Below are 26695 nucleotides of genomic sequence, written 5' to 3'. Positions count from 1 at the left end.
ATAGTGCGGAGTGTTAAGAGCGTCACTGATGGGTCAGTCTGAAGAACTCGATCAGTTGGCCGTTCGGATCGGTGATCTTGAGCAGGTGGATCCCCGGCTCTTCAATGATCTCCGGGGTGGTCGCTCCGGCGGCAATGGCACGGGCGTGCAAGACTTCCAGATCGGCGGATTGCAGGTAGGGAACCGCGCCCGAACCTGCCTCGGCCCCCGGTGCGTACTTATCCCGTGACACGATCGCGAACCAGCCATCAGCCACGTCAAACGCCACAAATTCTGGTAGCCCGATTGTCGGTTCACTGTCGAACAGGGCGCGGTAGAAGGCCTCCGATTCCTCCATGTTGTCGGTCGGCACATAGGCGCCCATGGCCATGATCGTCGCAATTCCCCGCCGCTCGGAAGACTCCGCTGCGAGTGTGGTTGGCAGAACAGCGGCGAGGGTTAAGGCAATGAAACGTCTCATATTCTGATCTCCTTGGTTGAAGCCTTTCCTGCTTTTACCGCGCCTATGCTGACAGCGTGTTGTCAGCATGGTGTCAGTATGATCTGTTTCTTAGAAAGGAGATCACATGAGGCGCGGCGACAGGCTATTTGAAGTCATCGAGATTCTGAGGCGCGCCAAAGGCCCGATCTCAGCCCAGTCCATTGGTGAGGAACTGGGCGTGACCAAACGCACGGTGTATCGCGATATTGCTGCGCTGATGGGGCAGGGCGTGCCAATAAATGGCGAGGCCGGGGTCGGCTATGTGTTGGAGCCCGGCTTTCATATGCCACCGCTGATGCTCACCCCGGATGAGATCGAGGCCGTTACGCTTGGTGTGCTGTGGGTCCAGACCCGAGGCGAACCCGAGCTTGCGCTAGCGGCTGAGAAGCTGATCACCAAGCTTGAAGCTGTCGCACCTGACAAGTACCGGACGTCGTTTCTTCAGCCGGCGGTCAGCGTCGCGCCCGTCACTCAGCCGGATGAAGTACTCGGCGCGGCGGCCATTCGTCTGGCCATTCGGTGTCGTAAAAAGATAGCCTTAAAATATTCAGACCACTCAGGCCAAAAGACCCATCGTGTGATATGGCCCATACTGCTGGGTTACCGAGACACCAGCCGCATCATCGCCGCATGGTGCGAGATGCGAGAAGGTTTTCGTTACTTTCGGACAGAGCGGATCATTGAGGCGGAGGTCCTTGAAGACAGTATTCCTCGGCGAATGGACCTACTTCGCGCGGAGTGGCGCTATGCAACGGATGCAGAACGAAAGCGCTATGAAGATGGGGCATAGGGCAGGGCTTGCCGAAGGACCGCTTTGTGAAATCTGCAGCGCAGCGGAGCGCTGGTTCAAAAACCGCTCCGATCAGATTCGTGATGTCATCCGCTCCCAATCAGAGCAACTTTTACGCGACCGTCTTTAACAACATGGATGCCGTGATCACGTGTAGGAGCGGCTTCTCGCGCTTCTGTTAGGGGGAGAGGGAAAACATGCCGAATTGCTTCGAAAAAATGGAAGCTGGTCAGCGCCAAATTCGGAGCATTTGGTAACCGCAATCCATTGGCGTACCAGGGCGACCCGCTCGCGCATCTGACCAAGCTCTTTGAGCCGGAGCGTTTTGAGGGTATCTTCCAGAAAGACCGTCTGCACAACCGATGGGCCATGATCTGGTGCACGGCGCGCGCCAGAGAGGACGATTGCGGTCACGGGCCTGTTCATTCAGTCGCGGTCGCTTGCCCGCTTTTTCCCAACAGCGCAAAAGCCCGGTCGCGGCAATTCCCGAGGGATCTGGACAGTGTGATGCAGACAATGCGTTCCGGTACCCAAGCACTCCAGGAACGGTTCAGCGTGTCGTCGCGGATGCCTTTGCTGTGCATGGGCAGGTTGATCGCATGATCCGTCAGCGTGGCTGTCGTGGCGTGACCAATGTGATGGTCGCCGCAGATCATCCAGCTGTGCCCGTTGGTAGTGACGCTGAGAACGGATGCGCCAAGGCAATGGCCGGAAACGAATTCCCTGGAATCTCAGTTTCCGTATCTCCGGGCAAAAGCGCGGGCTCCTTTATTGTCTGAATGCAATCAGTTTCAGAGGCGCAGCGTTGTGCCCGCACCTACATGACCTTAAAGATGCGCCAAGTGCTACAAGCGCACTAAAACCCACCAAACCGGGTCAACGCTGCTTTCGTTTGACCGAAATAATGCAGCCAGAGTGTTTTGGATGCCGCGCTGGTACATCGCGTGCCATGGCGTCCACGTTTCCGAGATGCCGCAACGCCCCGCTGTTCAACAAAACGCCTCGCCCAGCATCATGACGACGCTGTCCAAATCCGCTGGCAACGCATTCCCAGTTTTCCTTGGCCGCCGCGTTGCGGAATCTTGGTAGGTCGTGCGGGTCATGCCGTCCTGGTGTTGCTGCGACGTGATCGTGTTTCTTTGAATTGCTTTGATGGGTTAAATGGTGGGTCACTTGTGTTGCGCCAGGTTGCTGAGCAGTACCGGTTGTTGGCCTTGGCCTTGGGCGCATGATTGTCACGACACCTTGTGGATTCTGATGTCCTGGGACGGCTACATGAGTTGCCGTGGGTCTTGGCGTCAACTGTGGAACCTGGCCAGGAACCGCAATGGGAACCTGATTAGGAGTCGCGGTTGGGACAAGCGGTGGCACAGCAGTTTGACCGGTAGGCTGAGGCGGGATCTGACCAGGAACTGCGACAGGTATTTGGTTGGGTGTCGCTGTTGGCACAAGGGGCGGCACATTAGGTTGAGGCGGAACCTGACCAGGGACAGCTATCGGAACTTGATTAGGAGTCGCAGTCGGAACTTGCGGCGGCACATTAGCCAATGGTGGAACCTGATTGGGAACGGCTGTCGGAACCTGGTTTGGTGTTGGATTTGGCACCAAGGGCGGAGCGAGCGTCGGCGCTACGATCGGCGTTGGAACTTGACCGGGAATCGCTATTGGCGTCGCGATAGGAACCCGACCGGGAATTGCATTCGGGACCGCGCCCGGCGCAAGGACCGGCACAGCAACGGAGGTGGGCGTTTGCGGCGTTCCCTGAGGTGGCAACTGATTTGCCACCGGCTGCGTTGGACCGGAAATTTGATTGCCTGCCCCTTGCCCGCCGGCCTGCCCGCATCCTTGGCTCGATTGGTGTGGGTTCCCTACGCCACGGCACCACCCGTAATGATTGCCGCGGGCGACGACCTGCGTGGCGACCAGCTCCGCGACCAAACAAGCTGCGGAAAGTAAAGCAATGTGGTTCCGTTTCATAACATCCTCACCAACTTGTTGTCAGAGCAAGATACGCGCCAGGATCGCCAGAGTCGGTCAAGGGACCGTCTCTCAAAGGGACACCGACATATCCGGACAGGAATAGGTTTTGCTTAAACTCAATGTCCAAACCCAGACCTGTTGAGGCCAGTGTAGCATTATTAACTTCAAAACTCGCTGGGTCATTGTTCGAGATGTAGCCCACGTCGAAAAAGACAAAAGGCGTTAAGCGATGAATGCTTTGGGAACTTGGAAAGTAGGAGTGAGACACTTCGAAAATCGCGGAAATCCCGGAATCACCATCCACTTCGTCGAACCGATATCCACGCAAAGCATAACGATCACCAAGAAAGTACTCCTCGACCGAGGGCAGCCGGTCGGTGGTGTACTGCCCCCAAATCTCAGTGCGCCAAGCTGTGTTGGGCGACAAGCTCGTTAGCGGGCTTTCGTATCCAATGCCGCCCCGCAGATGCCAGAACGAAGAGTCTCCGTCGTCAAAATTCGCGTCTGTCGTGTCGTTGTCATTGTCACCAAAAGACAAGGTTAGCCCCGCTTCCAGAGCTTGTCCTTTTGGATAGTTTTGGCCGTAGAGATATGTCAGGCCAACGACACTTGCGTCACTGGACAGTGGAACGCCACCACTGACTGAGTCCGCTTCGGAAATGCGATAATCCAGCAGAAGGTACCCATAGCGGGCCACATCGCGGATCACGGGATACCCCAACGCGACGGTGAAGTTCTCGCCATCAACATCTGTTCTTGCAAAATCCCCCGAGAGGTCACGTTTTGCGTTTATGTTTCCGTAGAAAATCTCACCGTACAGACCATTGCTGTTCAGCGGCGTGCGATAGGTAACAGCGCCCCACAATGAGTGTTCGTCGTCTTTGTCCCAATTGTAGTTGCCTGACCCCTCAAATCGAAGCAAATCCCCGACGGTCAGCGTCGAATAAAACTCTTGTACGACATAAAAACTGAGCGCCTCTCCAAGCTCTCGCGGAGGGTTGTCGAGTGTCGCACTGCCGGCTTGTTTGCGCAGGGGCTCTCCCAATACCCTCAGCCGCGCACCGCCCTGATCCGGGTAATCAAGTTCGGTCGACACGTCCAAGTCGGGTATGTCCTCGGCCAGCATAACCGCCCGCTCAAATCGTTTGAGAGTTATTGGATATGCGGTGGTGAGGGGGCGAAAGATCTTTTCCAAGGTTTGGAACGTGCGCGTATCTACACCTTCAATTTCGATGGTTTGAATACGCCCTTCATCAACAACAATGCTCTGCCCATCGGGACCAGGCCAGGCCTCAGCCAAGAAGTAACCGTCTTCTCGGTAGATCTGCGTGATCGTTGATGCGACATCCACCGCTGTGATGCGCCCTGACCGATCAAATGCCAACTGACCTGCAAACGTTAACAGCTCATCCGTATCATACACCGTTACTCCACTGACAGAGTGCTGGGATGCTATGTCCCAAGTTTGGGCCATGCTGTATTTTGGGATCGATACAATAGCCACAAAAGTGCAGATGATCGCAAATACAACCGAGTTTGATACGGGCATTTTCCACAACCTTAGCATGATTGAGCATGTTAGAACCCAATCCTATTACGAGGTTTGAATGTCTGAGCTAACCGTCGTTCAATTTTGATCTCGACTGGTGCTTTCGAGATACACAGCGAACAGACTACAATGCGCCTTCGTCGCCCAGGAACTCGATACCAGCTGTCGCTCCATCCGTGTAAGCAATACAATTCCAAGGAGCACGATCCTCACCAACGCCGACAGTGACTTGTGTTCCAGCTTCGCTAAACGCGGATGAGAGCACAACGACTTGCGAATTGTTCGTGGTTTTGGCCACATCTCGCAAACATGCCTGCTGAGCGGGTGTGGGTTCGGCAGACGCGCTGGACGTACTCGTTTCGTCACATGCCGCAAGCAACGCGAACAAAGTTGTGCCTGCAATCATCACTGTCTTTTTGGTCATTTTCTTCTCCATCAGGGTCCATCGAATCTAGTGAAATTGGATGCTCCTTTTTGAAGCGCCCGCTTCTATTCAGCCAATTGAGCACAGCTCGATCCGGTGCTTACCTATCCCAAAGACTTGTCGCCAACGGATTGGTCGGGAGAACGATATTGAGTTGATTGCCGGGGCCGATAACAACGGGGGTCAAATAAAGCTTAGTCGAATTCGCATGTTTGAATCTTATTTTTCATAAATCAACATTTTTTCCGCGCGTAAATTTCGCTACCTTTTTGAAAGATAGGTTTTTGGCGTTCAAACAAAAATAGAAGGCGGGAAAACCCAGAAGGGCGAAGGTGTGCTTTTGGGTCCGCGAGGCGTTCTGAGGCCGCGCAGAAACGAAGAAAGGATTGAAAAATGGGATTTGGTGAAGCCGTCAAAACGTGTTTCTCGAAATACTTCCAGTTCTCCGGTCGGGCTATACGCTCAGAATACTGGTGGTTCTTCTTGTTTGTGGTTCTCGTGAGTGCTGCTTTGGCTGTGCTGGACACGATCCTATTCGGGACCGACCCCGAAACGGGGCAGGGATCTCGGGTTTTGTCCTCGGTTTTCCAACTGGCCGTTCTCATACCAATGCTGGCCGCCGGTTGGCGGAGGTTGCATGATACAGGTCGACCTGGCTGGTACTTGCTATTGCCGATGGCGCTCAGCATTACAACGCTTTTTGTTATGCTGGGTGGGGTGGCGTTCTTCTCGGTATTGGAGCAAGGGACCGAAAACCCCGATGCATTGCGAGGACCTGCGGCCGTCCTGGGCGTTACCGGTATTGTTGTTGTCTCAATTCTTCAATTGGTTCTGTCCATCCTGATGATCTGGTGGCTGACGCGACCTTCCCAAGAAGGCGCAAACGAATACGGCGCACCTGTTTCCTAACCTTGTTGCCCGGGTAACGGGCCGGAAACTCTGGCTGAATGACAATACGAACCACAACACCATGGAGAGAGAAAATGAGTTTCAAAACGATTTCCATTGGAATGCTACTGATGGGTATGGCGACCACAGCATCAGCGGAGTGGTCGTTCAGTTCCGGGCCCAACCCAAATGCTTTTATTCAGACCGGTAACATGACGCTGGAACTTCAGTGTAATCGTATCCGCTTTGCTCCGGCCGGATATGAGGACAGCCAGGACATTGTGGATAAGCAGGGGCTCTCCATTCGATTTTTGAAGAACGGCACCACCGAAGTTGGCGCATTTCAGGTTGGCGCAGAAAACGCGGACGTGCAGATCGTCGACAATTATCCCGTCGAGGTCATTTTCAATAGTCAACAGGACTATGGATTTGTACTGGACCAACTTGCGGCCAATGCTTCAGTTAGTCTGTCGATAATCGATCAAGATGTCAGCTACGGAATCTTTGACTTGAAAGGTTCCAGCGCGGCAATTCGTTCCCTTCGTTCCGCCTGCGATTCAGGTGCTAGCCAGGGGGCCTCCTACGAACCCCCAGAAGGTATCGTCTATTGTGGTGGCGGAGCGGTAGAGCGAGTTATCGAACCCGTAATTTTGGACAACCCGGAGGGAGAATGGGACGCGCGAGTAACGGTCAATGGGGAGTCGATCAGAGCCATGACGGCCTATAGCTACTTCGGAAACTATGAGCCGCCCGCCGGATTTGTCGTTGCCCTGCTTGGGGAAGACAGATCCGAGTTTCTGATTTTTAGCGAAGGCTCGGCAAACTGGCTGGAATACGGGGACTACAGGTATGATCAATGCAATTGATGCCATCCTAAAGCCGACACCTCACTTTGTATCCGAAGGCAACTCACCAAAGAATAGCCGGTAGTCTTTCGCAAACTGGCCCATATGCCAAAACCCGTGGCGGTTGGCAGCATCCGCTATTGAGCCATCGAAGGATCTGTTCAGCAGGTCCTCGCGAACCCGGTTTAGCCGGAGCCGCATGTAATAAGACTTCGGGCCAAGGCCGAATTGTTCCTTGAAGGCGCGGTCCAATGTGCGCCACGAGGCCGCGCATTCTTTGCAGATCTCTTCGATTGAGATCGGGTCCTCCAGATTGGCAAGCATCAGATCAATTGCGCGGCTCAGGGCGCGCCGCCTGGTTTCGGCTTGGCTTTTCTCAAAATACGCGCTCGTATCGGTCAAGATCTTGAGGGCCTCAAGCATCAGCGCCTCTTCAGTGTCCTGATACCAGATGGCAGTTGCGTCGTTCAGCAACCGGACGACAGCCCCCTGCAGTCGCGCCATGCTGGCCAACCCCGCATTGGTGCCCAATTTGCGGGCTTCCGGTTCGTTGCTCTCGATGTAAAACCCGCAGGTTTCGGCCAGCTTTTCTAGCCTTTCGGTTGCAAACGAAACAACGCTTCCTGAAAACCCTGCGGTCGTGATGCCATCAAAGCCATCCCGATCACCGAAGACCAGAAAGGCGCTGTCCGTGACGTCTTTTGCCTGCCACTTTTCGATTGCACCGCGCGTGGGGATTCCAAACGTCTTCCATCCGTCAGGCGAGACACCACGCTGGTGGACACGCTGGTTCATCGCGATGTTGAGGGCAGAAACAGCCTGTCCTGAACGCACGGTTATCGCTGTGGACAACCGACCGGGATCGAGCTGCCGAAAGTCGATCTCCCAAGGCGTGAGCTCTCCGATTCTGTTTGGATGATCAAGAGATAGGGCCATCGCCGGTGACGCTCCGCCCCAACCGGACGGTGCTGCGTTTCGCATATTTGGCGAATTCTTGATGTGGTCCACCCCCAAATCCTGACAGTTTACCGGTAATGTAACGAATTCGATAGGTGGAATGTCAAGTGAAGCCGGAGTCTTCAAGCGATACGATAATGGGCCGCCCTCGGCTACCGAAGGGGGATGCCCGATCCGAACGTGTGGTGACGTTCCTGACGCCTTCAGAACATTGCCAGCTTTCAGAGCTGGCAAAACGGTCAAATCAATCCCTTTCCGCGAAATGCCACGAACTGATCGTTCAGGCGTTGGAATCTACGAGTGTCAAAAGGAGGTCCGAGAGTGACTAGAGCCTTACGTAAGACGAGTGTCGCAGCCTGTTTGTTTGCCATGCTGGGCGTCATGCCTGCAAGCGCGCAGCAAGAGGCGATCGTTCATGATGGTGAGTTCGAATTCCTGCGGGCCCAGTTCGGGGATCAATGGGACGCGCAGGATGCTGAGATTGAGGCCAGGTTGGCCGAGATCCGCGAGGCCAATGACGGCAAGCCTCCGAACTTTCTGTATATTCTTATCGACGACATCAGCTTCGGCCAGATGGGCGAGCGCAAGATGAACTATGTGATGGGGATCGAGACCCCCAATATCAACGACTTCGCCAGTGAAGGCATGTCGCTGATGCGCATGTATACGGAGCCCTCCTGCACGCCAACACGCACGGCCATGCTGACCGGTCGGCACCCGATCCGGGCCGGAGTGGAAGAGGTTAAGGTTGCCCTGGTCGGCGAGGGACTGCCCGCAAGCGAGGTTACCCTGCCGGAGATCCTGAAACAGGCCGGTTACAACACGTCGCATGTAGGGAAGTGGCATCAGGGCGATATCGAAGAAGCCTATCCGCACAATCAGGGCTTTGACTACGCGGTTTTTCCGCTGCACCAGCAGGTTCAACTCAGCCTGATGACCCGCGAGGCCATGGAGGCCAACAACATGCTGGGATATCACTCCTCGGGGCAGAACAACCAGTTTCTGCTGGATGAACGGTTCAAGCCCTATGGTCTGGTCACCGGTGTCGAGGCACAGGCAGGCGGCACCGCGCGCGAAGTTGACATGGAAGCGGGCGAAGAATGGACGCAGGCCAAGTACGAACAGATGAACGAACGCTATCAGGCGCAGGCATTGGAGCAGATTGAACAAGTCGCCGCGCAGGATGAGCCGTTTTTTCTGCAATACTGGCCGCTTTACCCGCTGAACTTCGCCTACCCGGATCAGGCGCTGTCGCGGAACGGCGGCTTCCATGCCGACAAGCTGCAACTGCTCGACGGCTGGATCGGAGAGGTGCTGGCCAAACTGGATGAGACCGGCGAGGCCGACAACACCATCGTCATGATCATGGCGGATAACGGGTTGATGTATCATTACGAGGGGACGTCGGGCCTGAACCAGTTGATCTATCGCGGCGGCAAGACCCAGCATCTTGAGGGCGGCGTCCGCACAGATGGCTTCATTCGCTGGCCCGGAGTGATTGAAGCCGACAGTGCTGCCGGTGACATCTTTCACGTCTCGGATATCTACACGACGATGGCCCGCATCGCAGGTGCAACGGATTTCATCCCGCGCGACCGGGTGATTGACGGTATCGACCAGACCGCCCTGCTTCTTGAGGGTGAGGGCAATGGCCGCCGCGACTACGTGTATGTTTATGAGGGGCCGGTTCTGCGTTCGGTCGTTAAGCAAGAGTTCAAGATGCATCTGCCCGCGCCCGGCGCCCCCGGGGCTGCAGCGCCGACCTATAACGTCTATCGCGACCCCCGCGAAGAACACCCGCTGGTTGGATACTCTCTTTGGGCCGGTGCCTCGTTCCAAGATATGATCAAGCGCCATCAGAAAATGATCGCTAAATATCCAAACTCCGAGATCGGCAAGGATATCCCCTATGGCGGCATCGAAAACCTGCGCCCTGAAAGCCAAGAGGCCCGCGAGGTGTTCATGAGCTGGCAAGAATAGCCTTCAACGGCGCGCTCTTCTGGGCGCGTCGATCACAGTCCCGCTCGATACAGCAATGGAGAGAGACATGAGTCTTTTCAGATCTATCGGTGCTGCGACCCTGCTGTTTGTCGCCGGTACCTTTCATCCTGTTCTCGCGGCCGAAGATCGTGCCATACCACTAGAGGGTGTCTTGAATACACGCGAACTGGGTGGCCTGACAACGCAGGACGGTCGCACCGTACGGGCTGGACAGCTCATCAGATCCGGTGAGATCGATCAGATCAGCGCACCCAGCATGCAGCTCCTGGACGACATGGGCGTTAGCGCAATCGTTGATTTGCGAACAACGTCCGAGGCAACGGCGCATCCCGCGCAATGGCCCGAAGGAGAGGGGCCCGCGCGCCACAATTTCCCGGTGATGGAGAATGAAAGCCAGATGATTGATGATATGCGGGCCAGCATCAAGACCGGCACGGCAACCGAAGCAGAAACAGATGGTTTGTTCTTAGGGGCTTTTGGCTATATCGCAATTGACTACACCGAAGAGTATCGAGATCTGTTCGACGTGTTGCTGGACCAGCCCGAGGGTGAGGCGGTTCTGTATCATTGTTCGGGCGGCAAGGATCGTACCGGTGTCGCGACCGCGCTCGTCCTGACAGCGCTTGGTGTTTCCAAAGACGAGATCCAATCGGATTTCATGATGAGCAATACGCTCAAGGACGCGGACAACAAGGCCCAACAGATCGCGGCCGAGGTCAATGCGGCCGAAGGGACAAATATGACGCCGGAGGCAGTCTGGCCATCGCTGGGGGTGCGAGAGGCCTATCTTGATGAGTTCTACAAGAGCGTTGAGGCTAGCTATGGCTCGGTCGACGACTACCTGCGTGAGGGCCTTGGGCTGACGGACGCAGATTTTGAAACCCTCCGCAACCGGTATCTGAACTAGGCTGGCCGCGAAAATTCACTTGTGAAAACAATCGGTCGAAGGCTGGCGGATTCGAATATCAAAGCCGTTTTAAGCCAGCGATCGTACTACTTACCAGCCAATGGGTTTTCACCTCGAAGGGTCTCAGCTACGGTTCTGAAACAATCGAGAGGAGGAAGAAATGCTGCGCTTTATGCCTTTGGCTTTCATCGCGATGGTGGTTTTTTTCCACTTTTCAAGCAGTTCGCCCGCAAACGCACAGAACTTTTTGGACAAAGTGACAGAAGGGGTTTCTGATGCGGCCAAAAAGGTTGGGGATGTCGCTGAATCGGCAGGCGAGACCGTACTACATGCGGCGGACGGTGCGACTGCGTCTGAGATCGACGCCAGTGTAGATACAGCACTGGCGCAACTTCTCGCGAGTTCCCCTGAGGCGGCGGATTTGTCCAACAAAGCAGTCGCTATTTTGGTTTTTCCCAGGATCACCAAAGGCGGCCTGATGGTTGGAGGTCAGTTTGGAGAAGGCGCGATGCGTGAAAACGGCGTCACGACCGGGTACTACAATATTGCCGGTGCGTCCTATGGTTTTCAGGCGGGCATTCAGCATTTCTCTTACGCTCTGTTTTTCCTCAACTCCGACGCCCTTGCCTATATGCAGAACAATGATGGGTGGGAGGTCGGCAGTGGCCCCACGCTCGTTGGCGGTGACGAAGGCTGGTCGGCGTCGATGGGAACAAACGATCTGCAGGGCGACATAGTGCCAATCATCTTTGGGCAAGAAGGGCTTATGGCAGGCGCCGGTCTTCAGGGTACTAAGATCACCAAGATCGAAAAGTGAACTGCGGGGTGATTGCGTCACACAAGCACGGTTCGCTCATTCCTTGATACGAGGCACCCATGGCCTCTGTTCAAATAGTCCCGTTTGATCCGTCGCGAGGGTCGCCTGCTTTCCGTCCGAAAACCTGACGACCTGGACAGATCAACTCAAAGTGCGTCTCCGGTCTATGGCTTTGGCGCTTGGTTGAGGTCTTTGAACATGAAGGTTGTCGGCTCCAGCGCGGGTTCGAACGGGTTGCGGCAGTAGTTCGGAATCTCTCCTGCGGTTTGAAAGCCAAGGCCTTGGTAGAGAATCCGCGATGGGTCGGTGCTGCGTGTGTCGAGCACCAATATTGTTCTGCCCAGCTCAGATGAGCGGGCAAAGAGTGCGTTCATCAAACTGCGCCCCAGACCCTGGCGTCGGGCGTCGGGATGGACCAAAAGCTTGGCGACATCGGCGCGGTGCGGTTGATTGGGCATGGAGGCCGGAACCAATTGCACCGTCCCAAGGATACGTCCTCCGCTTTCTGCAACAAACAGGTCCAACGCCCCTGCTTGCAATTCAGGGCGAACGCGAGTCTCCCAATAGCGCTGGGCGTCTGCGTGGTGGAACGGCAAGATGAACCCGATACTCGCGCCCGCATGCACGCAACCATGCAGGATGTCGGTCAGGTCATTCAGTGCCGCGTCGAAGGTGGAATCGGTCAGTCTTGTGATCATATCAGCACCAGCATGTAGCGCGCGCCTCGGGTGGCGCCGGTTTCAAATTGTGTCGGGCCGGATAGGTGGTATCGCAGGCAGTCTCCTCCACCGAGCGCGTGTGCCGTGCCGTCCACGGTGAGCGTCAGGCTTCCATCCAGAACGATCAGGTGGTGTTCCTGCCCCGGCTTAGGAGGCGTTTCGTACCGAACCACGGTATCCGGCGGCAGGTGACATTCCAGCACCTCACCGCTCAACCCGGTTGAAGGGGGCGAGACGGATCGGCGCGTGAATCCTGTTTCCGGATCTCTCCATTCGGGTTGTCGTTCAAACGGGACCTTGGGGTCGAAACTGTCCTCGACCATCATCAGCAGACGCGACATTGGCAAACCGTAAGCGGCGCAAAGTCGGCCGAGTGTTTCTGCCGTCGGGCTGACCCCAGCCTTTTCCATACGCGACAGGGTTGCCCGGCTGACACCGCTACTGTCCGCCAGCTGATCCAATGACCAGCCGCGGCTTTGGCGCAGCTCTTTCAGGCGAATGGCAAGGCGGTTTGCGAGGGAATCCAGCATTGATCAATTATGAGAGAAATTTCCGCATGTGAGAATAGTAGCTTTAAAATATAATATTGCAAAAGGAAAAAGGGCGCGGAATTTACCGCGCCCCTTATACTTCCTAAGTATGGAGGCGTCTTACTTCCAGCCAACCTCGTTAAAGGTTTTCTGCGCTTCGGGCAGGTTCTTGGCAACGGCAGACAGATCGACATCGTCTGCTTTGAAATCGCCCAGTTCGGCCACGGACTCGGAAACGGCGACGCCCTCAACCGTTGGGTATTCGTCGTTTCCGGCCGAGAAATACTGCTGCGCCTGATCGCTTGCCAGGTATTCCAGGAACTTGATGGCGTTTTCCTTGTGCGGCGCATTTGCGGCAACACCGCCACCCGACAGGTTCACATGCGCGCCATTGCCGTCCTGATCCGGGAACACCCAGCCGATCACGTCACGCTCGGCCGAGACGCCATCGACGTCTTTCCGGATCGCACGGGCAAAGTAGTAGGTGTTGGATACGGCAAGGTCACACTCACCCGAGACGACGCCGCGCAGCTGGTCGGTGTCTCCTCCTTGCGGGTCACGCGCCATGTTGGCCACGACGCCTTCGGCCCAGGTTTTGGCGGCTTCGGATCCGGCGTTTTCTATGATCGAGGCCAGCAGGGTCTGGTTGTAGACATTGGTGCTCGAGCGGATGCACAGCTGGCCCTTGTATTTGGGGTCTGCCAGATCAGCATAGGTCTGCGGCGGCTCGGAGACTGCGTTTTTGTTGTAGAAAATGATGCGCGCCCGCTGCGAGAAACCGAACCACTGGTTGTCGCTGTCCTGAAGGTTCGACGGGATACGCTCTTCCAATACGGCGCTGTCAATTGTCTGCAGTACGCCCGCGTTCTTCGCGCGCGCAAGCCGCGAGGTGTCGACGGTCAGCAGAATATCAGCAGGGGAGTTCACGCCCTCGGCTTCCATGCGCGCGATCAGCTCGTCTGCCTTGCCTTCGATTCGGTTGATGGTGATGCCGGTTGCATCTTCGAAATCCGAATAGAGGCGCTCGTCGGTGTCGTAGTGGCGCGACGAATAGATGTTCAACTCGCCTTCTGCTGCTGCGGACGTGGCGACCATGGCCGCAAGGCCAGCCGCGATACAGGTCGTGGATTTAAACATGATTGCTCCCAACATTGAGTATTCCACCGGGGTAAACCCGAGTTAAACACTCAATTAACGCATTGGATTTGGTTTGCAAGCAAAACCCGACAAAAATCGTGCGACATATGGGGCGCTTTGGTTAGCGACGCTAAACGAAGCCAACAGGCACAAAAAAACCGCACACAAAGGCGCGGTTCTTTCGAAGAGATATGTGCAGTACTTAGCCCTGGCGAGCTTTGAACTTGCGCTGCGTCTTGTTGATCACGTAGACGCGGCCTTTGCGACGCACAATACGGCAATCACGGTGCCGGTTCTTGAGCGAGCGGAGCGAGTTCTTGACCTTCATGGGTCTGTCTCCAATCTGCGGCGCCTTCATCAAAGACGTGGCCAGCGCCTGGGTTTGTCGGGTGCCCCGGCAAGCCGAGGCAGTGAATAGATGGTGGGCGGTACAAGGATCGAACTTGTGACCCCTTCGATGTCAACGAAGTGCTCTACCGCTGAGCTAACCGCCCACGTCCCTTTGCGTGTCCTGCCCCATAACGAAATGGGGCGCGGATACCCGCGCCGGTAGCGGGGTCTATAAAAGGAGTCGCAAAGGGGTTCAAGGGGTTTGGAAGAACTATTTTCCAGTCTATGTTAATCCTGAACACGGAGAGACCATGAAGAACCCTTCCTATTTTCTGGATATGCCCGAAAACCGCAGTTCATGCGTTGTTTTTTCATCGCCGCATAGTGGCCGTGACTATCCAGAGGCGTTTCTGAAGCGCTCGGTTTTGGGGTCTGATGTGATTCGATCCTCGGAAGATGCCTTTGTGGATCAGCTCTTTGCCTCGGCCTCGGATTTCGGGGCGCCGTTGATCAAGGCGGCGATGCCACGGGCTTATCTGGACCTTAACCGCAGCGCGGATGAGCTGGACCCGGCCTTAATTCAGGGGGCCAAACGGCAAGGGCACAATCCGCGCGTGGCCTCGGGGCTGGGGGTGATTCCCCGCGTGGTGGCAAATGGGCGGGCGATTTATCGTGGCAAACTGACCATGGATGAGGCGCGCCTGCGCATCGACACCTATTGGCGCCCCTATCACAGCCGCCTCAAGGCTTTGCTGGCGGAGTCACATGCGAAATTCGGGCAGGCGATTCTGGTCGATTGCCATTCGATGCCACATGAGGCGGTGGCCATGGCCAGCACCGCGCGCAACACACGCCCCGAGATCGTGCTGGGCGATCGTTTCGGTGCATCGGCATCAACCGAGATCGTGGACCGAATTGAGGCTGCCTTTTCCACGGCCGGATTGGTCGTCGCGCGGAATGCGCCCTTTGCTGGGGCTTATGTGACCCAAACCTACGGCCGCCCCGGTCGTCAACAACACGCGATTCAGGTTGAGATCGACCGCTCGATCTACATGAACGAAGACACGATCTCGCCCAATGCCAATTTCATGGCGTTCTCCAAGATACTGCGGCAAGTGATCGCCGAGATTGCCGAGATCGGTTCCGAACCCCAGCGGCTGGCGGCGGAATAGGCGTTACCGTAGCGCGCGGCCTTTCACGATTGCATCGGTTCCAAACCGTTTGCGAATCTCATCCGTGGCGCGCTCGGCCTGAGACCTGCGCGTCGCATTGGGGTCCAGCAAGTCGCCCGAGATATCTGCCTGCTCCGCCGGGCACAGATCGGACAACCCGCATCCCAACAGGCGATAGGGACCCTGATCTCCGACCTGATCGAACAGCCCGCGCGCGGTTCTGTAGATGCGATCCGCGATCTGAGTGGCATCGCGCAGCGAAACGCGGCGGGTGATGATCTTGTGATTGGCCTTTTTCAGCTTCACCGTCACTACCCGACCCGCCAGATCCTTGGCCTTGGCCCGGTCCGAGACCTTCAGCGCCATGCGCCACAGATGCCCATCCAGAATCTCGAGGTTTGAGGTGTCTTCGAAAAACGTGGTTTCGTTGCTGATCGACTTCATCGGTTCATGGGTCGAGACCCGGCGTTTGTCCTGACCGCGCGCCAGATGCCATAGGCGATACCCCATCGATCCGAACCGGGCGGTCAGCGCCTCCTGATCCCAGCGCAGCAGGTCCGAGAAGGTACGGATCCCGGCACGCTCCAGCGATTCCTGCGCTGCCGGGCCGATACCCCAGATCAGTCTGACGGGTTTGTCGTGCAGGAAGTCAGCCGTCTCGGCCTTCCCGATCACGGAAAACCCACGCGGCTTGTCCAGGTCCGAGGCGACCTTGGCCAGAAACTTGTTGTGGCTTAAACCGATGGAGCCGGTCAGCCCCAGCTCATCCTTCATGCGCTTGACCAGACGCGCCAGCATCACCGCAGGCGGCGCGCCATGCAGGCGTTCGGTGCCGGACAGATCAAGGAAAGCCTCGTCCAGCGACAGGGGTTCGACCTTGGGCGTCAGCTCATCCATCATCGCGCGGATCTGTCGGGATACCTCGGCGTAGACCGACATGCGCGGTTTGATCACCACGGCGTCCGGACACAGTTGCAGCGCCTTGAACATCGGCATGGCCGAGCGCACGCCCCGGATGCGCGCCACGTAGCAAGCGGTTGAAACGACCCCGCGTCTCCCGCCCCCCACAATCACTGCCTTGTCCGCCAATTCAGGATTGTCGCGCTTTTCAACCGAGGCATAGAACGCGTCACAATCCATATGTGCAATCGACAGATCAAACAGCTCAGGGTGCGATTTCAGCCGCGGGCTACCGCAGGACGGGCATCGCGGCGCGTCCGGGAAACTGGTCAGGCATTCGCGGCAGATCGTGGGCATGGCTATTTTTCCCGACCCGAAAAGGGTGGCTCCGGGTGTTCGAAGCTATAGTGTCTATCGGCTTTCGTGAGAACGCAACAGAGGCTTCGACAGTCTTCAGAAATCTGGCGGTTTGAGCAGAGAGTTGGACTGTCAAGAAAACCCCCCGCTTGGGGCGGGGGGAAGGTAACGAACCACAGGAAGAGGTAGTTCGTTGGGGAGTAACTCCGCTCCAGAATCGCTCAAAACGCTATATTTAGATAGGTGGCCGCGCTATTCCCTAAAACTTGTGCCGGGTTTGTGTGCTTTCGGGCACAGGGGGAAATCAGGGGAATATTCCCACCGTTGACCTAAGGTAAAGAAATCACTGCTGTTTCGGACGTCTGAGACGCTGAATCCCCGTCCGCGATCAGTGGCGTGTCAATGATTTTAACTCGGCCAGAACGGCCTCGGCTGCGGCTTTCGGGTCCTCCGCCTGATAGATAGGACGCCCGACAACAATATGATCCGCCCCATCTCCGATCGCACTGGCCGGCGTTGCGACGCGCTTTTGATCGCCCAGAGCAGCCCCGGCAGGGCGCACGCCCGGTGTCACGATCAAGCGACCCTCGGCCTGGGGCAGGGCGCGGATCAGCGCGGCCTCTTGCGGGCTTGCGATCACGCCATCGGCCCCGGCCTCCAGCGCTTTGGCCGCGCGCTCAACCACCAGATCCTGCACGTCGCCTGCCTTCAACAGGCTGGCATCCAAATCATCGCGGTTGAGCGAGGTCAGGATGGTGACTGCAAGGATTTTCAGGTCCTTGCCGGATGCGCCTTCTTTTGCCGCTCGCACCACATGCGGGTCGCCATGGACGGTCAGGAAATCCAGATCGAACTGCGCCAGACCACGCACGGAGTTTTCTACCGTGTTGCCAATGTCGAACAGCTTCATGTCCAAAAAGATGCGCTTGCCATGGTCCTGTTTCAGCTCATTGGCCAGAGCCAGACCACCGCCCGTCAGCATTCCCAGCCCGATCTTGTAGAACGACACCGCATCACCCAACCGTTCGGCCATCGCCAAACCTTGCAGAGCGTTAGGAACGTCAAGGGCTACGATCAGGCGGTCATCGGACATGTTGGGTCTCCTTGCTGGCAAACGACTGCCTCCTAGCGGGTTCGGGCGCAACTGTCCATGCAGGTCCGTCCAATCGAAAGAGGATGATCTGTGTTACAGTAGCTCAAATCGACCAATAGCTCATATGAAGGGACAGAAGATGAGAAAGCTTGCCTTGCTCGGAGTTGCGCTGATGATGGGTGCCTGCGATGAACCCGCCTCAGGCACATCTGACACAGGCGCGGCGCCCGCGCCGACCAATGACAACCTTCCTCTGGTCCGGGGCTACCGATCCGAGGATGATTGGTGCCAGCTTACAGGTGAGAACGCCTTTACCGTCGAATTTCTGGATCACACCGCCGATCTTGTCTCGTGCCCGACCGGCAGCAGCGCTGAAAAATCCTTGGTCGAGACATATACGCTAGAGCCGGTGGCGCAAACCGGCGGCTATTCGGTATACTCCATTCCGCGTGGCTGACGGCGTCTGCCCACCCATGCTGCATTCGCCGCAATCAGGGCGATTCCGGACAGTTCCAGAAGCCAGTTCATTCGGATCGACATGATCTCGGCACCCAGAAAGGCATCGAAGTTGTGAAACCCGGCGGCGCGGATCAGCACAAAGCAGATCAGGGTGACAAAGCCGATCAGGGCGATGCCGACCTCTCGCAAGTTTTTACGAAGGAACCAGAGGCTGACAAGTGAGACCCAGACGCCGCTGAACACGACCACAATGATAAAGCCGATCTGGACCGACCTGCGATCCTCGTACCAACCTTGCATCTGCGATAGGCAGCGGGCGCTGGCCGTAAGCGCGGACTGCAGATCCAGCTGTTTATTTACCATCAGCGCAAACAGTAGCAGCGCAAGGATCAGCCAAAACCACCGGACGTGGGAATTGCGCCTTGCGCGCAGGCACAGGAGCGCGGCAGTACCGTATGCGGCAACCGTGAGCCAACCGATCACGCTTGGGTCGCCAATAGTGGGCGACCATTGTTCTGCAATGCAGCTGCGCAACGCAGTGGCTGAGATCATAGAGGCGCGCTCCTAAGACGGTTTTTTTCGCAATTGACCGAGATCATTCAGGTTCCCAGCATGCATCATGTTATTCTGCCAAGACAATCTTGAATACACGCCGACATTACCCAAATTGAATGTGAGGCCTCAATCGACGCGTGCCGCCAAGCGGGCGCATCAAAACGGGGCGCTTGAGAAAAGGAGAATGCTATGGACTTGAACAAGTTCACCGAGCGGGCACGTGGATTCGTGCAGGCCGCGCAGACCATTGCGATGCGCGAGGGGCACCAGAGGCTCGAGCCCACACATATACTTAAGGCATTGATGGACGATGATCAGGGGCTGGCGAGCAACCTGATAACCCGCGCGGGCGGAGCGCCGAACCGCGTGGTTGAGGCGCTTGATGCCGCGATGGGGAAAATCCCGAAGGTTAGCGGCGACGCAAGCCAGATTTACATGGATGGCCAGACCGCCAAGGTTCTGGACGAAGCCGCCAAGATCGCCACCAAGGCGGGCGACAGCTTTGTGCCGGTTGAACGGGTGTTGATGGCACTGTGCATGGTGAAATCCAAAGCCAAAGAGGCTTTGGAGGCCGGGGCCGTTTCTGCTCAGAAACTGAACGAAGCCATCAATGATATCCGTAAGGGCCGCACCGCGGACACCGCTTCGGCGGAAGAGGGCTATGACGCGCTGAAGAAATACGCGCGCGATCTGACCGAGGCCGCGGCTGAGGGTAAGATTGACCCGATCATCGGACGGGATGAGGAAATTCGCCGCTCGATGCAGGTTCTGTCGCGCCGCACCAAGAACAACCCGGTTCTGATCGGGGAACCCGGCGTCGGTAAGACCGCAATTGCCGAGGGCATGGCCCTGCGCATCATCAACGGTGACGTGCCGGAATCGCTGAAGGACAAGAAGCTGCTCGCGCTCGACATGGGTGCGTTGATCGCCGGTGCGAAATACCGCGGTGAATTCGAAGAACGCCTCAAGGCGGTTCTGACCGAGGTGACCGAGGCCGCTGGTGAGATCATCCTGTTCATCGATGAGATGCACACACTGGTTGGCGCGGGCAAATCCGACGGCGCAATGGATGCCGCCAACCTGATCAAGCCTGCGCTGGCCCGGGGTGAGCTGCATTGCATCGGTGCGACCACGCTGGATGAGTATCGTAAATACGTCGAAAAAGACGCGGCCCTTGCGCGCCGGTTCCAGCCTGTGATGGTCACCGAACCGACGGTCGAGGATACGATCAGCATTCTGCGCGGCATTAAGGAAAAGTATGAGCTACACCATGGCGTGCGCATTTCCGACTCGGCGCTGGTCTCGGCTGCGACGCTCTCGCATCGCTATATCACTGACCGCTTCTTGCCCGACAAAGCTATCGACCTTGTTGATGAGGCGGCATCGCGGTTGCGGATGGAGGTGGACTCCAAGCCGGAAGAGCTCGATCAGTTGGATCGCCAGATCCTGCAGATGCAGATCGAGGAAGAAGCGCTGAAGCTTGAGGATGACGCGGCCTCGAAGGATCGTCTGGAAACCCTGCAAAAGGATCTGGCCGATCTGCAGGAGCAATCGGCTGAGATGACCGCCCAGTGGCAGGCCGAACGTGACAAGCTCGCGGGTGCGCGTGATCTGAAAGAACAGCTCGACAAGGCGCGCGCTGATCTGGAAATCGCCAAACGCGAAGGCAATCTGGCAAAGGCAGGTGAGCTGTCCTACGGCATCATCCCCGAGCTTGAGAAAAAGCTGACCGAGGCCGAAAACGCCGAAAGCAACGCCATGATGGCCGAGGAAACGGTGCGCCCGGAACAGATCGCATCCGTGGTCGAACGCTGGACTGGTATCCCGACTGCCAAGATGCTGGAAGGGGAACGCGAGAAACTGCTGCGGATGGAAGACGATCTGCACTCCCGTGTGATCGGCCAGGATGCCGCCGTGACCGCCGTGTCCAACGCCGTGCGCCGCGCGCGCGCGGGCCTGAATGACGAGAACCGCCCGCTGGGCTCGTTCTTGTTCCTCGGGCCCACCGGCGTAGGTAAAACCGAACTGACCAAAGCCGTAGCGAACTTCCTGTTCGACGACGACAATGCGATGGTGCGCATCGACATGTCCGAGTTCATGGAGAAACACGCGGTTGCGCGTCTGATTGGTGCCCCTCCGGGCTATGTTGGGTATGACGAAGGCGGTGTGCTGACCGAAGCCGTGCGGCGCAGACCCTATCAGGTCGTGCTATTTGACGAGGTCGAAAAGGCGCACCCGGATGTGTTCAACGTGTTGCTGCAGGTCCTCGATGATGGCGTGCTGACCGATGGTCAGGGCCGCACTGTTGATTTCAAGCAGACGTTGATCATCCTGACGTCAAACCTTGGGTCTCAGGCGCTCAGCCAACTGCCCGAAGGGGCCGACAGCGCGCAGGCGCGGCGGGATGTGATGGATGCGGTCCGGGCACATTTCCGACCGGAATTCCTGAACCGCCTCGACGAGACGATCATCTTTGACAGGCTCAAGCGGGCCGATATGGATGGCATCGTCGATATCCAGATGGCGCGTCTGCAAAAACGTCTGGCCGCTCGCAAGATCGAGCTGGTTCTGGACGAGGGCGCAAAACAGTGGCTTGCCGACGAAGGCTATGATCCGGTCTTCGGTGCGCGCCCGCTGAAGCGCGTGATCCAGCGCGCGTTGCAGAACCCCTTGGCCGAGGCACTGCTGGCCGGTGAGATCAAGGATGGCGAGACCGTCCCCGTCACCGCTGGTGCTGAGGGCCTGATCATCGGCGACAGGCTGGGCACCTCCGACCGGCCCCGCCCGGATGATGCCGTAGTGCATTGATGCGAAAACAAAGTCCCGCTTTGCTGCGGGCCTTTTTTCTTGTGAGGCCACAATCCTTTAGATGGGCTGCAATTGAACGAGGGAAAACGAGGAGCCGTCTAGAGAGTCCAATGGAAAATCCATTGTCTCTGGACCCAACCCCAATTCAGCCAAATAAACTTCGATCCCTGCGCGCCCAAAAATGTGCTCCAGTACAGAAAACCCTTGATCGGCCGCGTAGGCATCAACCTCATCAGGAGCAATGTTGAAGCGAAAGGGTTCACCAACCCCGGCTACAGCATTACCGATGCTGTCGACCTGCTGTTGCGCCTGCGAGGCTGCCGCGGTTGAGGCGTATGTCGTCAAAAAACGTGTTTCTTTTGCGCCGCTAGAGCGGATCATCGCATAAACATCAGCAACCTCTGGCGGCGGGACGTATTCCAGCGATACCTCGGCGACAAAGATCGTGCCTTGTTCGTGGTCATAGCCAAGGGATCGCAACTTATCGAGCGTTGTCTCACGTGCAAAATCCACCGCTGTGTAGTGGATGTTGGGCGGTGTACCGAAATTGGAACAAACCAAATATCGCTTGGCTTCGATGGTCTCGGGGCGGTCGACTTCAAACACTGGTATGTGGCGATGGCTGTTGGACAGTCTAAGGCCCAGCGTATCGAGCCCCGCGCCAAGAATGACGATTTGCCGTGCGCCATGTGCGATTGCTGAAAGGGTCCGGCTTTGCATGAAAGTCTTGCGCCACAGAACCGACGCGACTAGCCGCCGAGCGACGCCGCGATCATCTGCAAACTTGAGAACGGCATTCCAATCGGTCGCCTGTTCCAGGACTTCGGCGCCTTCGACAGCTCCGTCACGAAATAGTTGTTCGGCAAAAGGATCATAAAATACGTGTCGGTATGTAGGGTTGCGATTCACAAGAGCGCAAAAAGCACAAACGCCAAGGGCGGTTCGACTTAAACCGGGAATTGCGCTTTGCGGAACGTAAAACACTTCGGCCTCGTCGCGGTTGCTTTCGTTAAATTCGGGCTCGACAAAAATTAAGACCCGCCAATTTGGCGGGTCGTTCTTTATATCAACGCAAATATCCGCGCCGGGCCTCCGGTGCCGCCTTTGTGTTTGGGCGCTCCTATCACCAGGGTGGCCCCTGCGGCTGGGACGCGGTCGAGATTGGCCAGACACTCGATCCCGAACCGGCCGGTGGGCAGCCAGGCGTAGTGGGTGGCGAAATCGGCGGACATGCCGTGATCCAGCGACAGCGTGTCGACCGCCAAGGATCGCGCGCCGGTTTCCTCCATCAGCATCTGGGCGGCCTCGACGTGGAATCCGGGATAGTGCTGCGCTTCTCCGTCGAAATTGCGAAACTCGTCGGTCGCAGTTTTTCCGCCCCAGCCGGAATGCATGGCGACGCAGGCGCCGTCGGGGATGTCTCCGTTCGCCGCGATCCACGCCTTGAGGTCATCAGGCGTCACGCGCGTATCGGCGTCTTCGGCGGCGCGGGCGGCGATATCCACGACGCAGAGCGGTGCAACCAGATCGGTCACAGGGATCTCATCGACTGAGGTTCCGTCGGCCGAGAAATGCAGGGGCGCATCGATATGGGTGCCGGTATGTTCGTTGATCGACAGGTTGAACAGGTTGAACCCGTGATCCGCAAAGTTGAACGCCTGTTCGGCGGAGACGCCGGGTTCTCCTCCCCATGTCGGAAACTCGGGGCTGAGGGTGTGGGTCATATCCTCGACCCCGCCATGTCCTGCGGCCAATGCCGCCGGAGCGCTTGCGCCCGTTGCGGCGGCTGCCACGCCAGTGGCTGCGGCGGCTTTGAAGAAGCTTCGCCGGGACAGCATCTTGTCTTTGACGGCATTCATTACGCAGATATCACACATTCGGTATCCTCCCTTATGGGTGGCAGGGTCGGGCGACCGGTGTCGCGGACCGTACCACCTGTCAGGCAGAGTGCCGCGCTGACCCCTTCTGTGTAAAGGGTACTATCTGTTAAGACGCGCTGGGCGTCCTAGCGGAACTCACGGCTTTTGCGCAGGGCACGCAGCTCTTCCGAACTCATTTTGGGACCTGAGCTGGTCGTGGGCTGCTGTGCAGGTTGAATCAATGTCTCAGTGCTTGGGGTCTCGCGCGCGGCATCACCGCTGAGGCGCAGATAGGCCAGAACCCCACCGGCGCATTGATAGCTGAAGGCCCAGCTAGCCAAAAGGACATAGGCCACGACCGTTGCAATCATCGGCGCAGTGACTGAAAACGGGGCCGCTCCGGTCGTCATCTCGCCGATCAATTGAATGTCGTCGACCAGAGTGCTCGGACCGTAGATTGCGGTAAGTCCAACGATAAACAGAGCAAAGAAAAAGATAGCACCGACAAAGCTGATCGCTACCACGGCAAACAGCTGCAGGAAGAAAGCACCGAAATGGTTGAATGGCGTATAAGGGCGGCCATTGGGGTCCCGCCCGATCGAGGCCGCCGCAATCGGCACCAGAAACCCGGCCCTTAGCGCGCAGATCGCGGCAAAGAGCAGGATCACAACACCCGAGAACATCATGATATGCACGGTCGTCAGGGTCGCGAAGAACGCGGCCGGATCCTCGGGAACGCCGCCCCCTACGCTGACGGCACCGATGGAGAGCGCGGCGATCAGGGCGGCGGCCACACTGATCCCAATGGCTTCGACGGCGCCGTAGATAACCGCTGGAAAGACAAACTTGCGGTAACTGTTACTCGGAGAAACCTCGCAGGCCTGCAGGCCCAAACGGCTGCCGACCAGCATCGGGATGACGCCTGAGGATGCTCCTACAAAAAACGAAATCAAAACCGACAGTCCCGGAATGAGCAGCCCGATCAGCGCGCTCAGTATCCCTCCTATCAACCCGTAGACGACAAGCGCGACCAGCAGGACGGGAAAGACAATGATATAGCGCCACAAAACGGACAGCGAAAAAGGAAAGGCCTGAAATACGAGCACGGGATCAACTCTGATCAACTATTGGATGATTCCCGCATACCTAATTGAGACTGTTAGAACCAGCCGCCCAAAACGCATTAGTCGCGGGCTGACGCAGTTGCGTTACAGTTTGTTCGCTCAATCGTGACGCCTGTTTCCTTGGCTCTGTGCTATCAGCGGACTACCTCACTCTGAGGCGGATTCACTACGGAGACCCAAATGGCGCATCGCTGGACCAACACTTTGACACATGCCGACGTCACCCCAAGGGCGGCGTTTTTGAACCGGCGGCAGGTTATGGCCGGGCTGGCAGGTGTCGGGCTGACCGCGATGGCCCGCCCCGCTGCTGCGCAAGAAGCGCTGGAGCCGAACACCTGGGAAGAGATCACCAGCTACAATAACTTCTACGAGTTCGGCACCGGCAAGGACGACCCGGCCAAATATGCCCATACACTTGTGACCGAACCCTGGAGCATTGAGATCGACGGTCTGGTGGATCGCCCCGGCACCTATGACTTCAAGGACATCATGTCCGAGATGACAGTCGAAGAACGCATCTACCGCTTCCGCTGTGTCGAGGCCTGGTCGATGGTGATTCCGTGGAATGGGTTCGAACTGGCCGACCTGTTGAATATGGCGGGTGTACGAGAGGGCGCTAAATACGTGGCCTTTGAAACCGCCTACCGTCCCGATGAGATGCCCGGCACGCGCTTCCCGATTCTGGAATGGCCCTACCGCGAGGGTCTGCGTCTGGATGAGGCGATGCACCCGCTGACCATCATGGCGACAGGCATCTATGACCGTCCGATCCCGAACCAGAACGGCGCTCCGCTGCGGTTGGTGGTGCCGTGGAAATACGGGTTCAAGTCGATCAAGTCGATCGTAAAGATCACTCTGACCGAGGATGAGCCGCCCACCAGTTGGAACATGTCTGCGCCCCGTGAGTATGGCTTCTATAGTAACGTGAACCCGAATGTGGACCATCCGCGCTGGTCGCAGGCGTCCGAGCGCCAGATCGGCGGCGGTCTGTTTGCCAAGCGTATCCCGACGCTCATGTTCAATGGCTATGAACAAGAGGTCGCCAGCCTGTATGAAGGTATGAACCTCAAGGAATACTATTGAGCCATGCAGGCGGTGAACCAGGCCATACGCAAGATCCCCATTTGGGCTGTCTATCTGGCTGGGGCCCTTCCGGCCCCTTGGTTCCTGTATCTTGCGCTCACAGGGGGGCTCGGGGTCGAGCCGATCACAGCGCTCGAACATAAGCTGGGGGAACTGGCCCTGCAGCTCCTAATTCTTGGCCTGGCAGTGACTCCTCTGCGCCAGCATCTTGGCTTGAACCTCGTGAAGTTCCGCCGGGCGATCGGCGTGCTGGCTTTTGCCTATGTTGCGCTGCACCTGCTGGTCTGGCTGGTGCTGGACCTTCAGCTGCTTGGCCAGATTTGGGCTGATATCCTCAAGCGACCCTATATCACTGTCGGCATGGCGGGGTACGTTCTGTTGCTACCTTTGGCGGTGACATCGAACAACTGGTCGGTACGCAAACTTGGCCCGCGCTGGCGCACGTTGCACAAACTGGTCTATCCGGCCGTTCTGCTTGGCGGTATCCATTATGTGATGCTGGCGAAGGGATTCCAGCTAGAGCCGCTTCTCTATCTCGCCGCGATCATAGGGCTGCTGCTAGCGCGTCTGCCGATACCGGGCCTGCTGACCCGGCTGAGGCAGGCCGATTCCGCGTAAGTTTTGACCGAGTCTGTGGGTAACTGTGTGGACAATGATCTGGTGGCAGTGATTCCGGATGGTCGGGGCGGAGATTGAGGGTGTTTGCGCGGTACTCGACTTCATTAAGCTTATGTTTTTGTACGATAAAATGTGGCGTCTGAATTTTTCTCCACTTTTTTGCTTTTTCCGCTTGCGGCTTTGTGGGGTAAACCTTAGAACCCCCTTCACCGGCGCTGCTGAGGCGCTGGGGCGCTGCTGAGGCGGCGGGGACGCTCAGGATAGACTGGGGGCATCTGAGGTTGAGTTTTAGGCGGGCGCGCTGAGGGATTG

At 57.2% G+C, this 26695-nt stretch carries 26 protein-coding genes and 1 tRNA gene; 12 read left to right on the top strand and 15 right to left on the bottom strand.

Going from position 1 to position 26695, the window contains the following annotated elements; genetic code table 11:
• Positions 1-22: 22 nt before the first annotated feature.
• Positions 23-460 carry a VOC family protein gene (locus tag ACR0NO_RS16470; RefSeq protein ID WP_480724742.1) on the bottom strand — a complete coding sequence of 146 codons (438 nt, stop codon included), beginning with the start codon at positions 458-460 and terminating at the stop codon, positions 23-25.
• A 106-nt stretch (positions 461-566) separates the two neighbouring features.
• Here ACR0NO_RS16470 and ACR0NO_RS16465 point away from each other — a divergent pair, with 106 nt between their 5' ends.
• Positions 567-1271 carry a helix-turn-helix transcriptional regulator gene (locus tag ACR0NO_RS16465; protein ID WP_480724741.1) on the top strand — a complete coding sequence of 235 codons (705 nt, stop codon included), beginning with the start codon at positions 567-569 and terminating at the stop codon, positions 1269-1271.
• A gap of 440 nt (positions 1272-1711) precedes the next feature.
• Complete coding sequence (locus tag ACR0NO_RS16460; RefSeq protein ID WP_480724740.1) at positions 1712-2050, top strand: hypothetical protein; 339 nt, start codon at positions 1712-1714, stop codon at positions 2048-2050.
• A gap of 1205 nt (positions 2051-3255) precedes the next feature.
• On the opposite strand, the gene ACR0NO_RS16455 is transcribed toward ACR0NO_RS16460, so the two are convergent.
• Both ACR0NO_RS16455 and ACR0NO_RS16450 read right to left on the bottom strand, forming a co-directional pair.
• Positions 3256-4725 carry a ShlB/FhaC/HecB family hemolysin secretion/activation protein gene (locus ACR0NO_RS16455; RefSeq protein ID WP_480724739.1) on the bottom strand — a complete coding sequence of 490 codons (1470 nt, stop codon included), beginning with the start codon at positions 4723-4725 and terminating at the stop codon, positions 3256-3258.
• 199 nt (positions 4726-4924) lie between these two features.
• Complete coding sequence (locus ACR0NO_RS16450) at positions 4925-5224, bottom strand: hypothetical protein (RefSeq protein ID WP_170471152.1); 300 nt, start codon at positions 5222-5224, stop codon at positions 4925-4927.
• Positions 5225-5617: 393 nt separating this feature from the next.
• Between ACR0NO_RS16450 and ACR0NO_RS16445 the strand changes: the two genes are divergently transcribed.
• Together ACR0NO_RS16445 and ACR0NO_RS16440 are read left to right on the top strand one after the other, a co-directional pair.
• Positions 5618-6133: a DUF805 domain-containing protein gene (locus tag ACR0NO_RS16445; RefSeq protein ID WP_170722184.1), complete on the top strand. Its 516-nt coding sequence runs from the start codon at positions 5618-5620 to the stop codon at positions 6131-6133.
• A 74-nt stretch (positions 6134-6207) separates the two neighbouring features.
• Positions 6208-6978, top strand: coding sequence for a hypothetical protein (locus ACR0NO_RS16440; protein ID WP_480724738.1), 771 nt, complete (start codon positions 6208-6210; stop codon positions 6976-6978).
• A 21-nt stretch (positions 6979-6999) separates the two neighbouring features.
• Here ACR0NO_RS16440 and ACR0NO_RS16435 read toward each other — a convergent pair whose 3' ends face one another.
• Entirely contained in the window at positions 7000-7938 is a 939-nt protein-coding gene (locus ACR0NO_RS16435) for a helix-turn-helix domain-containing protein (RefSeq protein ID WP_480724737.1), read from the bottom strand.
• Positions 7939-8235: 297 nt separating this feature from the next.
• Here ACR0NO_RS16435 and ACR0NO_RS16430 point away from each other — a divergent pair, with 297 nt between their 5' ends.
• From ACR0NO_RS16430 to ACR0NO_RS16420, 3 genes are all read left to right on the top strand, one after another.
• Complete coding sequence (locus ACR0NO_RS16430) at positions 8236-9894, top strand: sulfatase-like hydrolase/transferase (protein ID WP_480724736.1); 1659 nt, start codon at positions 8236-8238, stop codon at positions 9892-9894.
• 67 nt (positions 9895-9961) lie between these two features.
• Positions 9962-10822: a tyrosine-protein phosphatase gene (locus ACR0NO_RS16425; RefSeq protein ID WP_480724735.1), complete on the top strand. Its 861-nt coding sequence runs from the start codon at positions 9962-9964 to the stop codon at positions 10820-10822.
• Positions 10823-10982: 160 nt separating this feature from the next.
• Positions 10983-11639: a lipid-binding SYLF domain-containing protein gene (locus ACR0NO_RS16420; protein ID WP_480724734.1), complete on the top strand. Its 657-nt coding sequence runs from the start codon at positions 10983-10985 to the stop codon at positions 11637-11639.
• A 164-nt stretch (positions 11640-11803) separates the two neighbouring features.
• Here the strand turns inward: ACR0NO_RS16420 and ACR0NO_RS16415 are convergent, their stop codons facing one another.
• The 5 genes from ACR0NO_RS16415 to ACR0NO_RS16395 form a co-directional block, all read right to left on the bottom strand.
• Complete coding sequence (locus ACR0NO_RS16415) at positions 11804-12337, bottom strand: N-acetyltransferase family protein (RefSeq protein WP_480724733.1); 534 nt, start codon at positions 12335-12337, stop codon at positions 11804-11806.
• On the bottom strand, positions 12334-12888 hold the full coding sequence (locus ACR0NO_RS16410) for a helix-turn-helix domain-containing protein (protein WP_480724732.1): 555 nt from the start codon (positions 12886-12888) through the stop codon (positions 12334-12336). Before ACR0NO_RS16410 ends, ACR0NO_RS16415 begins: the two co-directional genes overlap by 4 nt.
• Before the next feature lie 120 nt (positions 12889-13008).
• On the bottom strand, positions 13009-14025 hold the full coding sequence (locus tag ACR0NO_RS16405; protein WP_480724731.1) for a Fe(3+) ABC transporter substrate-binding protein: 1017 nt from the start codon (positions 14023-14025) through the stop codon (positions 13009-13011).
• Positions 14026-14227: 202 nt separating this feature from the next.
• Positions 14228-14353 (bottom strand): type B 50S ribosomal protein L36, encoded by a 126-nt coding sequence (gene ykgO, locus ACR0NO_RS16400; protein ID WP_008755722.1) that lies wholly within the window; start codon positions 14351-14353, stop codon positions 14228-14230.
• A 91-nt stretch (positions 14354-14444) separates the two neighbouring features.
• Positions 14445-14519: transfer RNA gene (locus ACR0NO_RS16395), tRNA-Val, on the bottom strand.
• Between the two features lie 147 nt (positions 14520-14666).
• On the opposite strand from ACR0NO_RS16395, the gene ACR0NO_RS16390 reads away from it, so the two are divergent.
• Entirely contained in the window at positions 14667-15527 is an 861-nt protein-coding gene (locus tag ACR0NO_RS16390; protein WP_170550009.1) for an N-formylglutamate amidohydrolase, read from the top strand.
• A gap of 3 nt (positions 15528-15530) precedes the next feature.
• Here the strand turns inward: ACR0NO_RS16390 and ACR0NO_RS16385 are convergent, their stop codons facing one another.
• Positions 15531-16784 carry a DNA polymerase IV gene (locus ACR0NO_RS16385; protein WP_480724730.1) on the bottom strand — a complete coding sequence of 418 codons (1254 nt, stop codon included), beginning with the start codon at positions 16782-16784 and terminating at the stop codon, positions 15531-15533.
• A 388-nt stretch (positions 16785-17172) separates the two neighbouring features.
• Positions 17173-17877, bottom strand: a complete 705-nt coding sequence (gene pyrF / locus ACR0NO_RS16380) for an orotidine-5'-phosphate decarboxylase (RefSeq protein ID WP_480724729.1) — start codon at positions 17875-17877, stop codon at positions 17173-17175.
• 139 nt (positions 17878-18016) lie between these two features.
• Here pyrF and ACR0NO_RS16375 point away from each other — a divergent pair, with 139 nt between their 5' ends.
• The gene (locus ACR0NO_RS16375) at positions 18017-18334 is read left to right on the top strand and encodes a hypothetical protein (protein ID WP_480724728.1); all 318 of its coding nucleotides are present in this window, start codon (positions 18017-18019) and stop codon (positions 18332-18334) included.
• Here the strand turns inward: ACR0NO_RS16375 and ACR0NO_RS16370 are convergent.
• Complete coding sequence (locus ACR0NO_RS16370) at positions 18304-18888, bottom strand: isopropylmalate isomerase (RefSeq protein WP_480724727.1); 585 nt, start codon at positions 18886-18888, stop codon at positions 18304-18306. The two genes, ACR0NO_RS16375 and ACR0NO_RS16370, sit on opposite strands and share 31 nt — an antisense overlap.
• Before the next feature lie 192 nt (positions 18889-19080).
• Here ACR0NO_RS16370 and clpB point away from each other — a divergent pair, with 192 nt between their 5' ends.
• Entirely contained in the window at positions 19081-21699 is a 2619-nt protein-coding gene (clpB, locus tag ACR0NO_RS16365) for an ATP-dependent chaperone ClpB (protein ID WP_480724726.1), read from the top strand.
• A 57-nt stretch (positions 21700-21756) separates the two neighbouring features.
• Here the strand turns inward: clpB and ACR0NO_RS16360 are convergent, their stop codons facing one another.
• The 3 genes from ACR0NO_RS16360 to ACR0NO_RS16350 all read right to left on the bottom strand — a co-directional run bounded on the left by ACR0NO_RS16360 (position 21757) and on the right by ACR0NO_RS16350 (position 24664).
• Entirely contained in the window at positions 21757-22872 is a 1116-nt protein-coding gene (locus ACR0NO_RS16360; protein WP_480724725.1) for a class I SAM-dependent methyltransferase, read from the bottom strand.
• A complete protein-coding gene (locus ACR0NO_RS16355; protein ID WP_170380122.1) occupies positions 22761-23576 on the bottom strand; it encodes a cyclase family protein in 816 nt (271 codons plus the stop codon). The genes ACR0NO_RS16360 and ACR0NO_RS16355 overlap by 112 nt, the downstream gene beginning before the upstream one ends.
• 128 nt (positions 23577-23704) lie before the next feature.
• Complete coding sequence (locus ACR0NO_RS16350; protein WP_480724724.1) at positions 23705-24664, bottom strand: hypothetical protein; 960 nt, start codon at positions 24662-24664, stop codon at positions 23705-23707.
• Positions 24665-24862: 198 nt separating this feature from the next.
• Between ACR0NO_RS16350 and msrP the strand changes: the two genes are divergently transcribed.
• Both msrP and msrQ read left to right on the top strand, forming a co-directional pair.
• On the top strand, positions 24863-25765 hold the full coding sequence (gene msrP, locus ACR0NO_RS16345) for a protein-methionine-sulfoxide reductase catalytic subunit MsrP (protein ID WP_480724723.1): 903 nt from the start codon (positions 24863-24865) through the stop codon (positions 25763-25765).
• Positions 25766-25768: 3 nt separating this feature from the next.
• On the top strand, positions 25769-26383 hold the full coding sequence (gene msrQ / locus ACR0NO_RS16340; RefSeq protein WP_480724722.1) for a protein-methionine-sulfoxide reductase heme-binding subunit MsrQ: 615 nt from the start codon (positions 25769-25771) through the stop codon (positions 26381-26383).
• Positions 26384-26695: the final 312 nt, after the last annotated feature.

It is taken from the genome of Ruegeria sp. CL3, from assembly GCF_056536505.1.
Note: the sequence above shows the minus strand (reverse complement) of the source record. Positions and strands in the feature narration are given on the sequence as shown.

Excerpts from the sequence above, each read along its gene's own strand:
- clpB (WP_480724726.1), top strand. The coding sequence starts at position 19,081 with ATGGACTTGAACAAGTTCACCGAGCGGGCACGTGGATTCGTGCAGGCC.
- ACR0NO_RS16370 (WP_480724727.1), bottom strand. The coding sequence starts at position 18,888 with ATGATCTCAGCCACTGCGTTGCGCAGCTGCATTGCAGAACAATGGTCG.
- ACR0NO_RS16410 (WP_480724732.1), bottom strand. The coding sequence starts at position 12,888 with ATGCTGGATTCCCTCGCAAACCGCCTTGCCATTCGCCTGAAAGAGCTG.
- ACR0NO_RS16375 (WP_480724728.1), top strand. The coding sequence starts at position 18,017 with ATGAGAAAGCTTGCCTTGCTCGGAGTTGCGCTGATGATGGGTGCCTGC.
- msrP (WP_480724723.1), top strand. The coding sequence starts at position 24,863 with ATGGCGCATCGCTGGACCAACACTTTGACACATGCCGACGTCACCCCA.
- pyrF (WP_480724729.1), bottom strand. The coding sequence starts at position 17,877 with ATGTCCGATGACCGCCTGATCGTAGCCCTTGACGTTCCTAACGCTCTG.
- ACR0NO_RS16465 (WP_480724741.1), top strand. The coding sequence starts at position 567 with ATGAGGCGCGGCGACAGGCTATTTGAAGTCATCGAGATTCTGAGGCGC.
- ACR0NO_RS16455 (WP_480724739.1), bottom strand. The coding sequence starts at position 4,725 with ATGGCCCAAACTTGGGACATAGCATCCCAGCACTCTGTCAGTGGAGTA.
- ACR0NO_RS16440 (WP_480724738.1), top strand. The coding sequence starts at position 6,208 with ATGAGTTTCAAAACGATTTCCATTGGAATGCTACTGATGGGTATGGCG.
- ACR0NO_RS16390 (WP_170550009.1), top strand. The coding sequence starts at position 14,667 with ATGAAGAACCCTTCCTATTTTCTGGATATGCCCGAAAACCGCAGTTCA.
- ACR0NO_RS16420 (WP_480724734.1), top strand. The coding sequence starts at position 10,983 with ATGCTGCGCTTTATGCCTTTGGCTTTCATCGCGATGGTGGTTTTTTTC.
- ACR0NO_RS16470 (WP_480724742.1), bottom strand. The coding sequence starts at position 460 with ATGAGACGTTTCATTGCCTTAACCCTCGCCGCTGTTCTGCCAACCACA.
- ACR0NO_RS16355 (WP_170380122.1), bottom strand. The coding sequence starts at position 23,576 with ATGTGTGATATCTGCGTAATGAATGCCGTCAAAGACAAGATGCTGTCC.
- ACR0NO_RS16445 (WP_170722184.1), top strand. The coding sequence starts at position 5,618 with ATGGGATTTGGTGAAGCCGTCAAAACGTGTTTCTCGAAATACTTCCAG.
- ACR0NO_RS16415 (WP_480724733.1), bottom strand. The coding sequence starts at position 12,337 with ATGATCACAAGACTGACCGATTCCACCTTCGACGCGGCACTGAATGAC.
- ykgO (WP_008755722.1), bottom strand. The coding sequence starts at position 14,353 with ATGAAGGTCAAGAACTCGCTCCGCTCGCTCAAGAACCGGCACCGTGAT.
- ACR0NO_RS16450 (WP_170471152.1), bottom strand. The coding sequence starts at position 5,224 with ATGACCAAAAAGACAGTGATGATTGCAGGCACAACTTTGTTCGCGTTG.
- ACR0NO_RS16435 (WP_480724737.1), bottom strand. The coding sequence starts at position 7,938 with ATGCGAAACGCAGCACCGTCCGGTTGGGGCGGAGCGTCACCGGCGATG.
- ACR0NO_RS16425 (WP_480724735.1), top strand. The coding sequence starts at position 9,962 with ATGAGTCTTTTCAGATCTATCGGTGCTGCGACCCTGCTGTTTGTCGCC.
- ACR0NO_RS16385 (WP_480724730.1), bottom strand. The coding sequence starts at position 16,784 with ATGCCCACGATCTGCCGCGAATGCCTGACCAGTTTCCCGGACGCGCCG.
- ACR0NO_RS16405 (WP_480724731.1), bottom strand. The coding sequence starts at position 14,025 with ATGTTTAAATCCACGACCTGTATCGCGGCTGGCCTTGCGGCCATGGTC.
- msrQ (WP_480724722.1), top strand. The coding sequence starts at position 25,769 with ATGCAGGCGGTGAACCAGGCCATACGCAAGATCCCCATTTGGGCTGTC.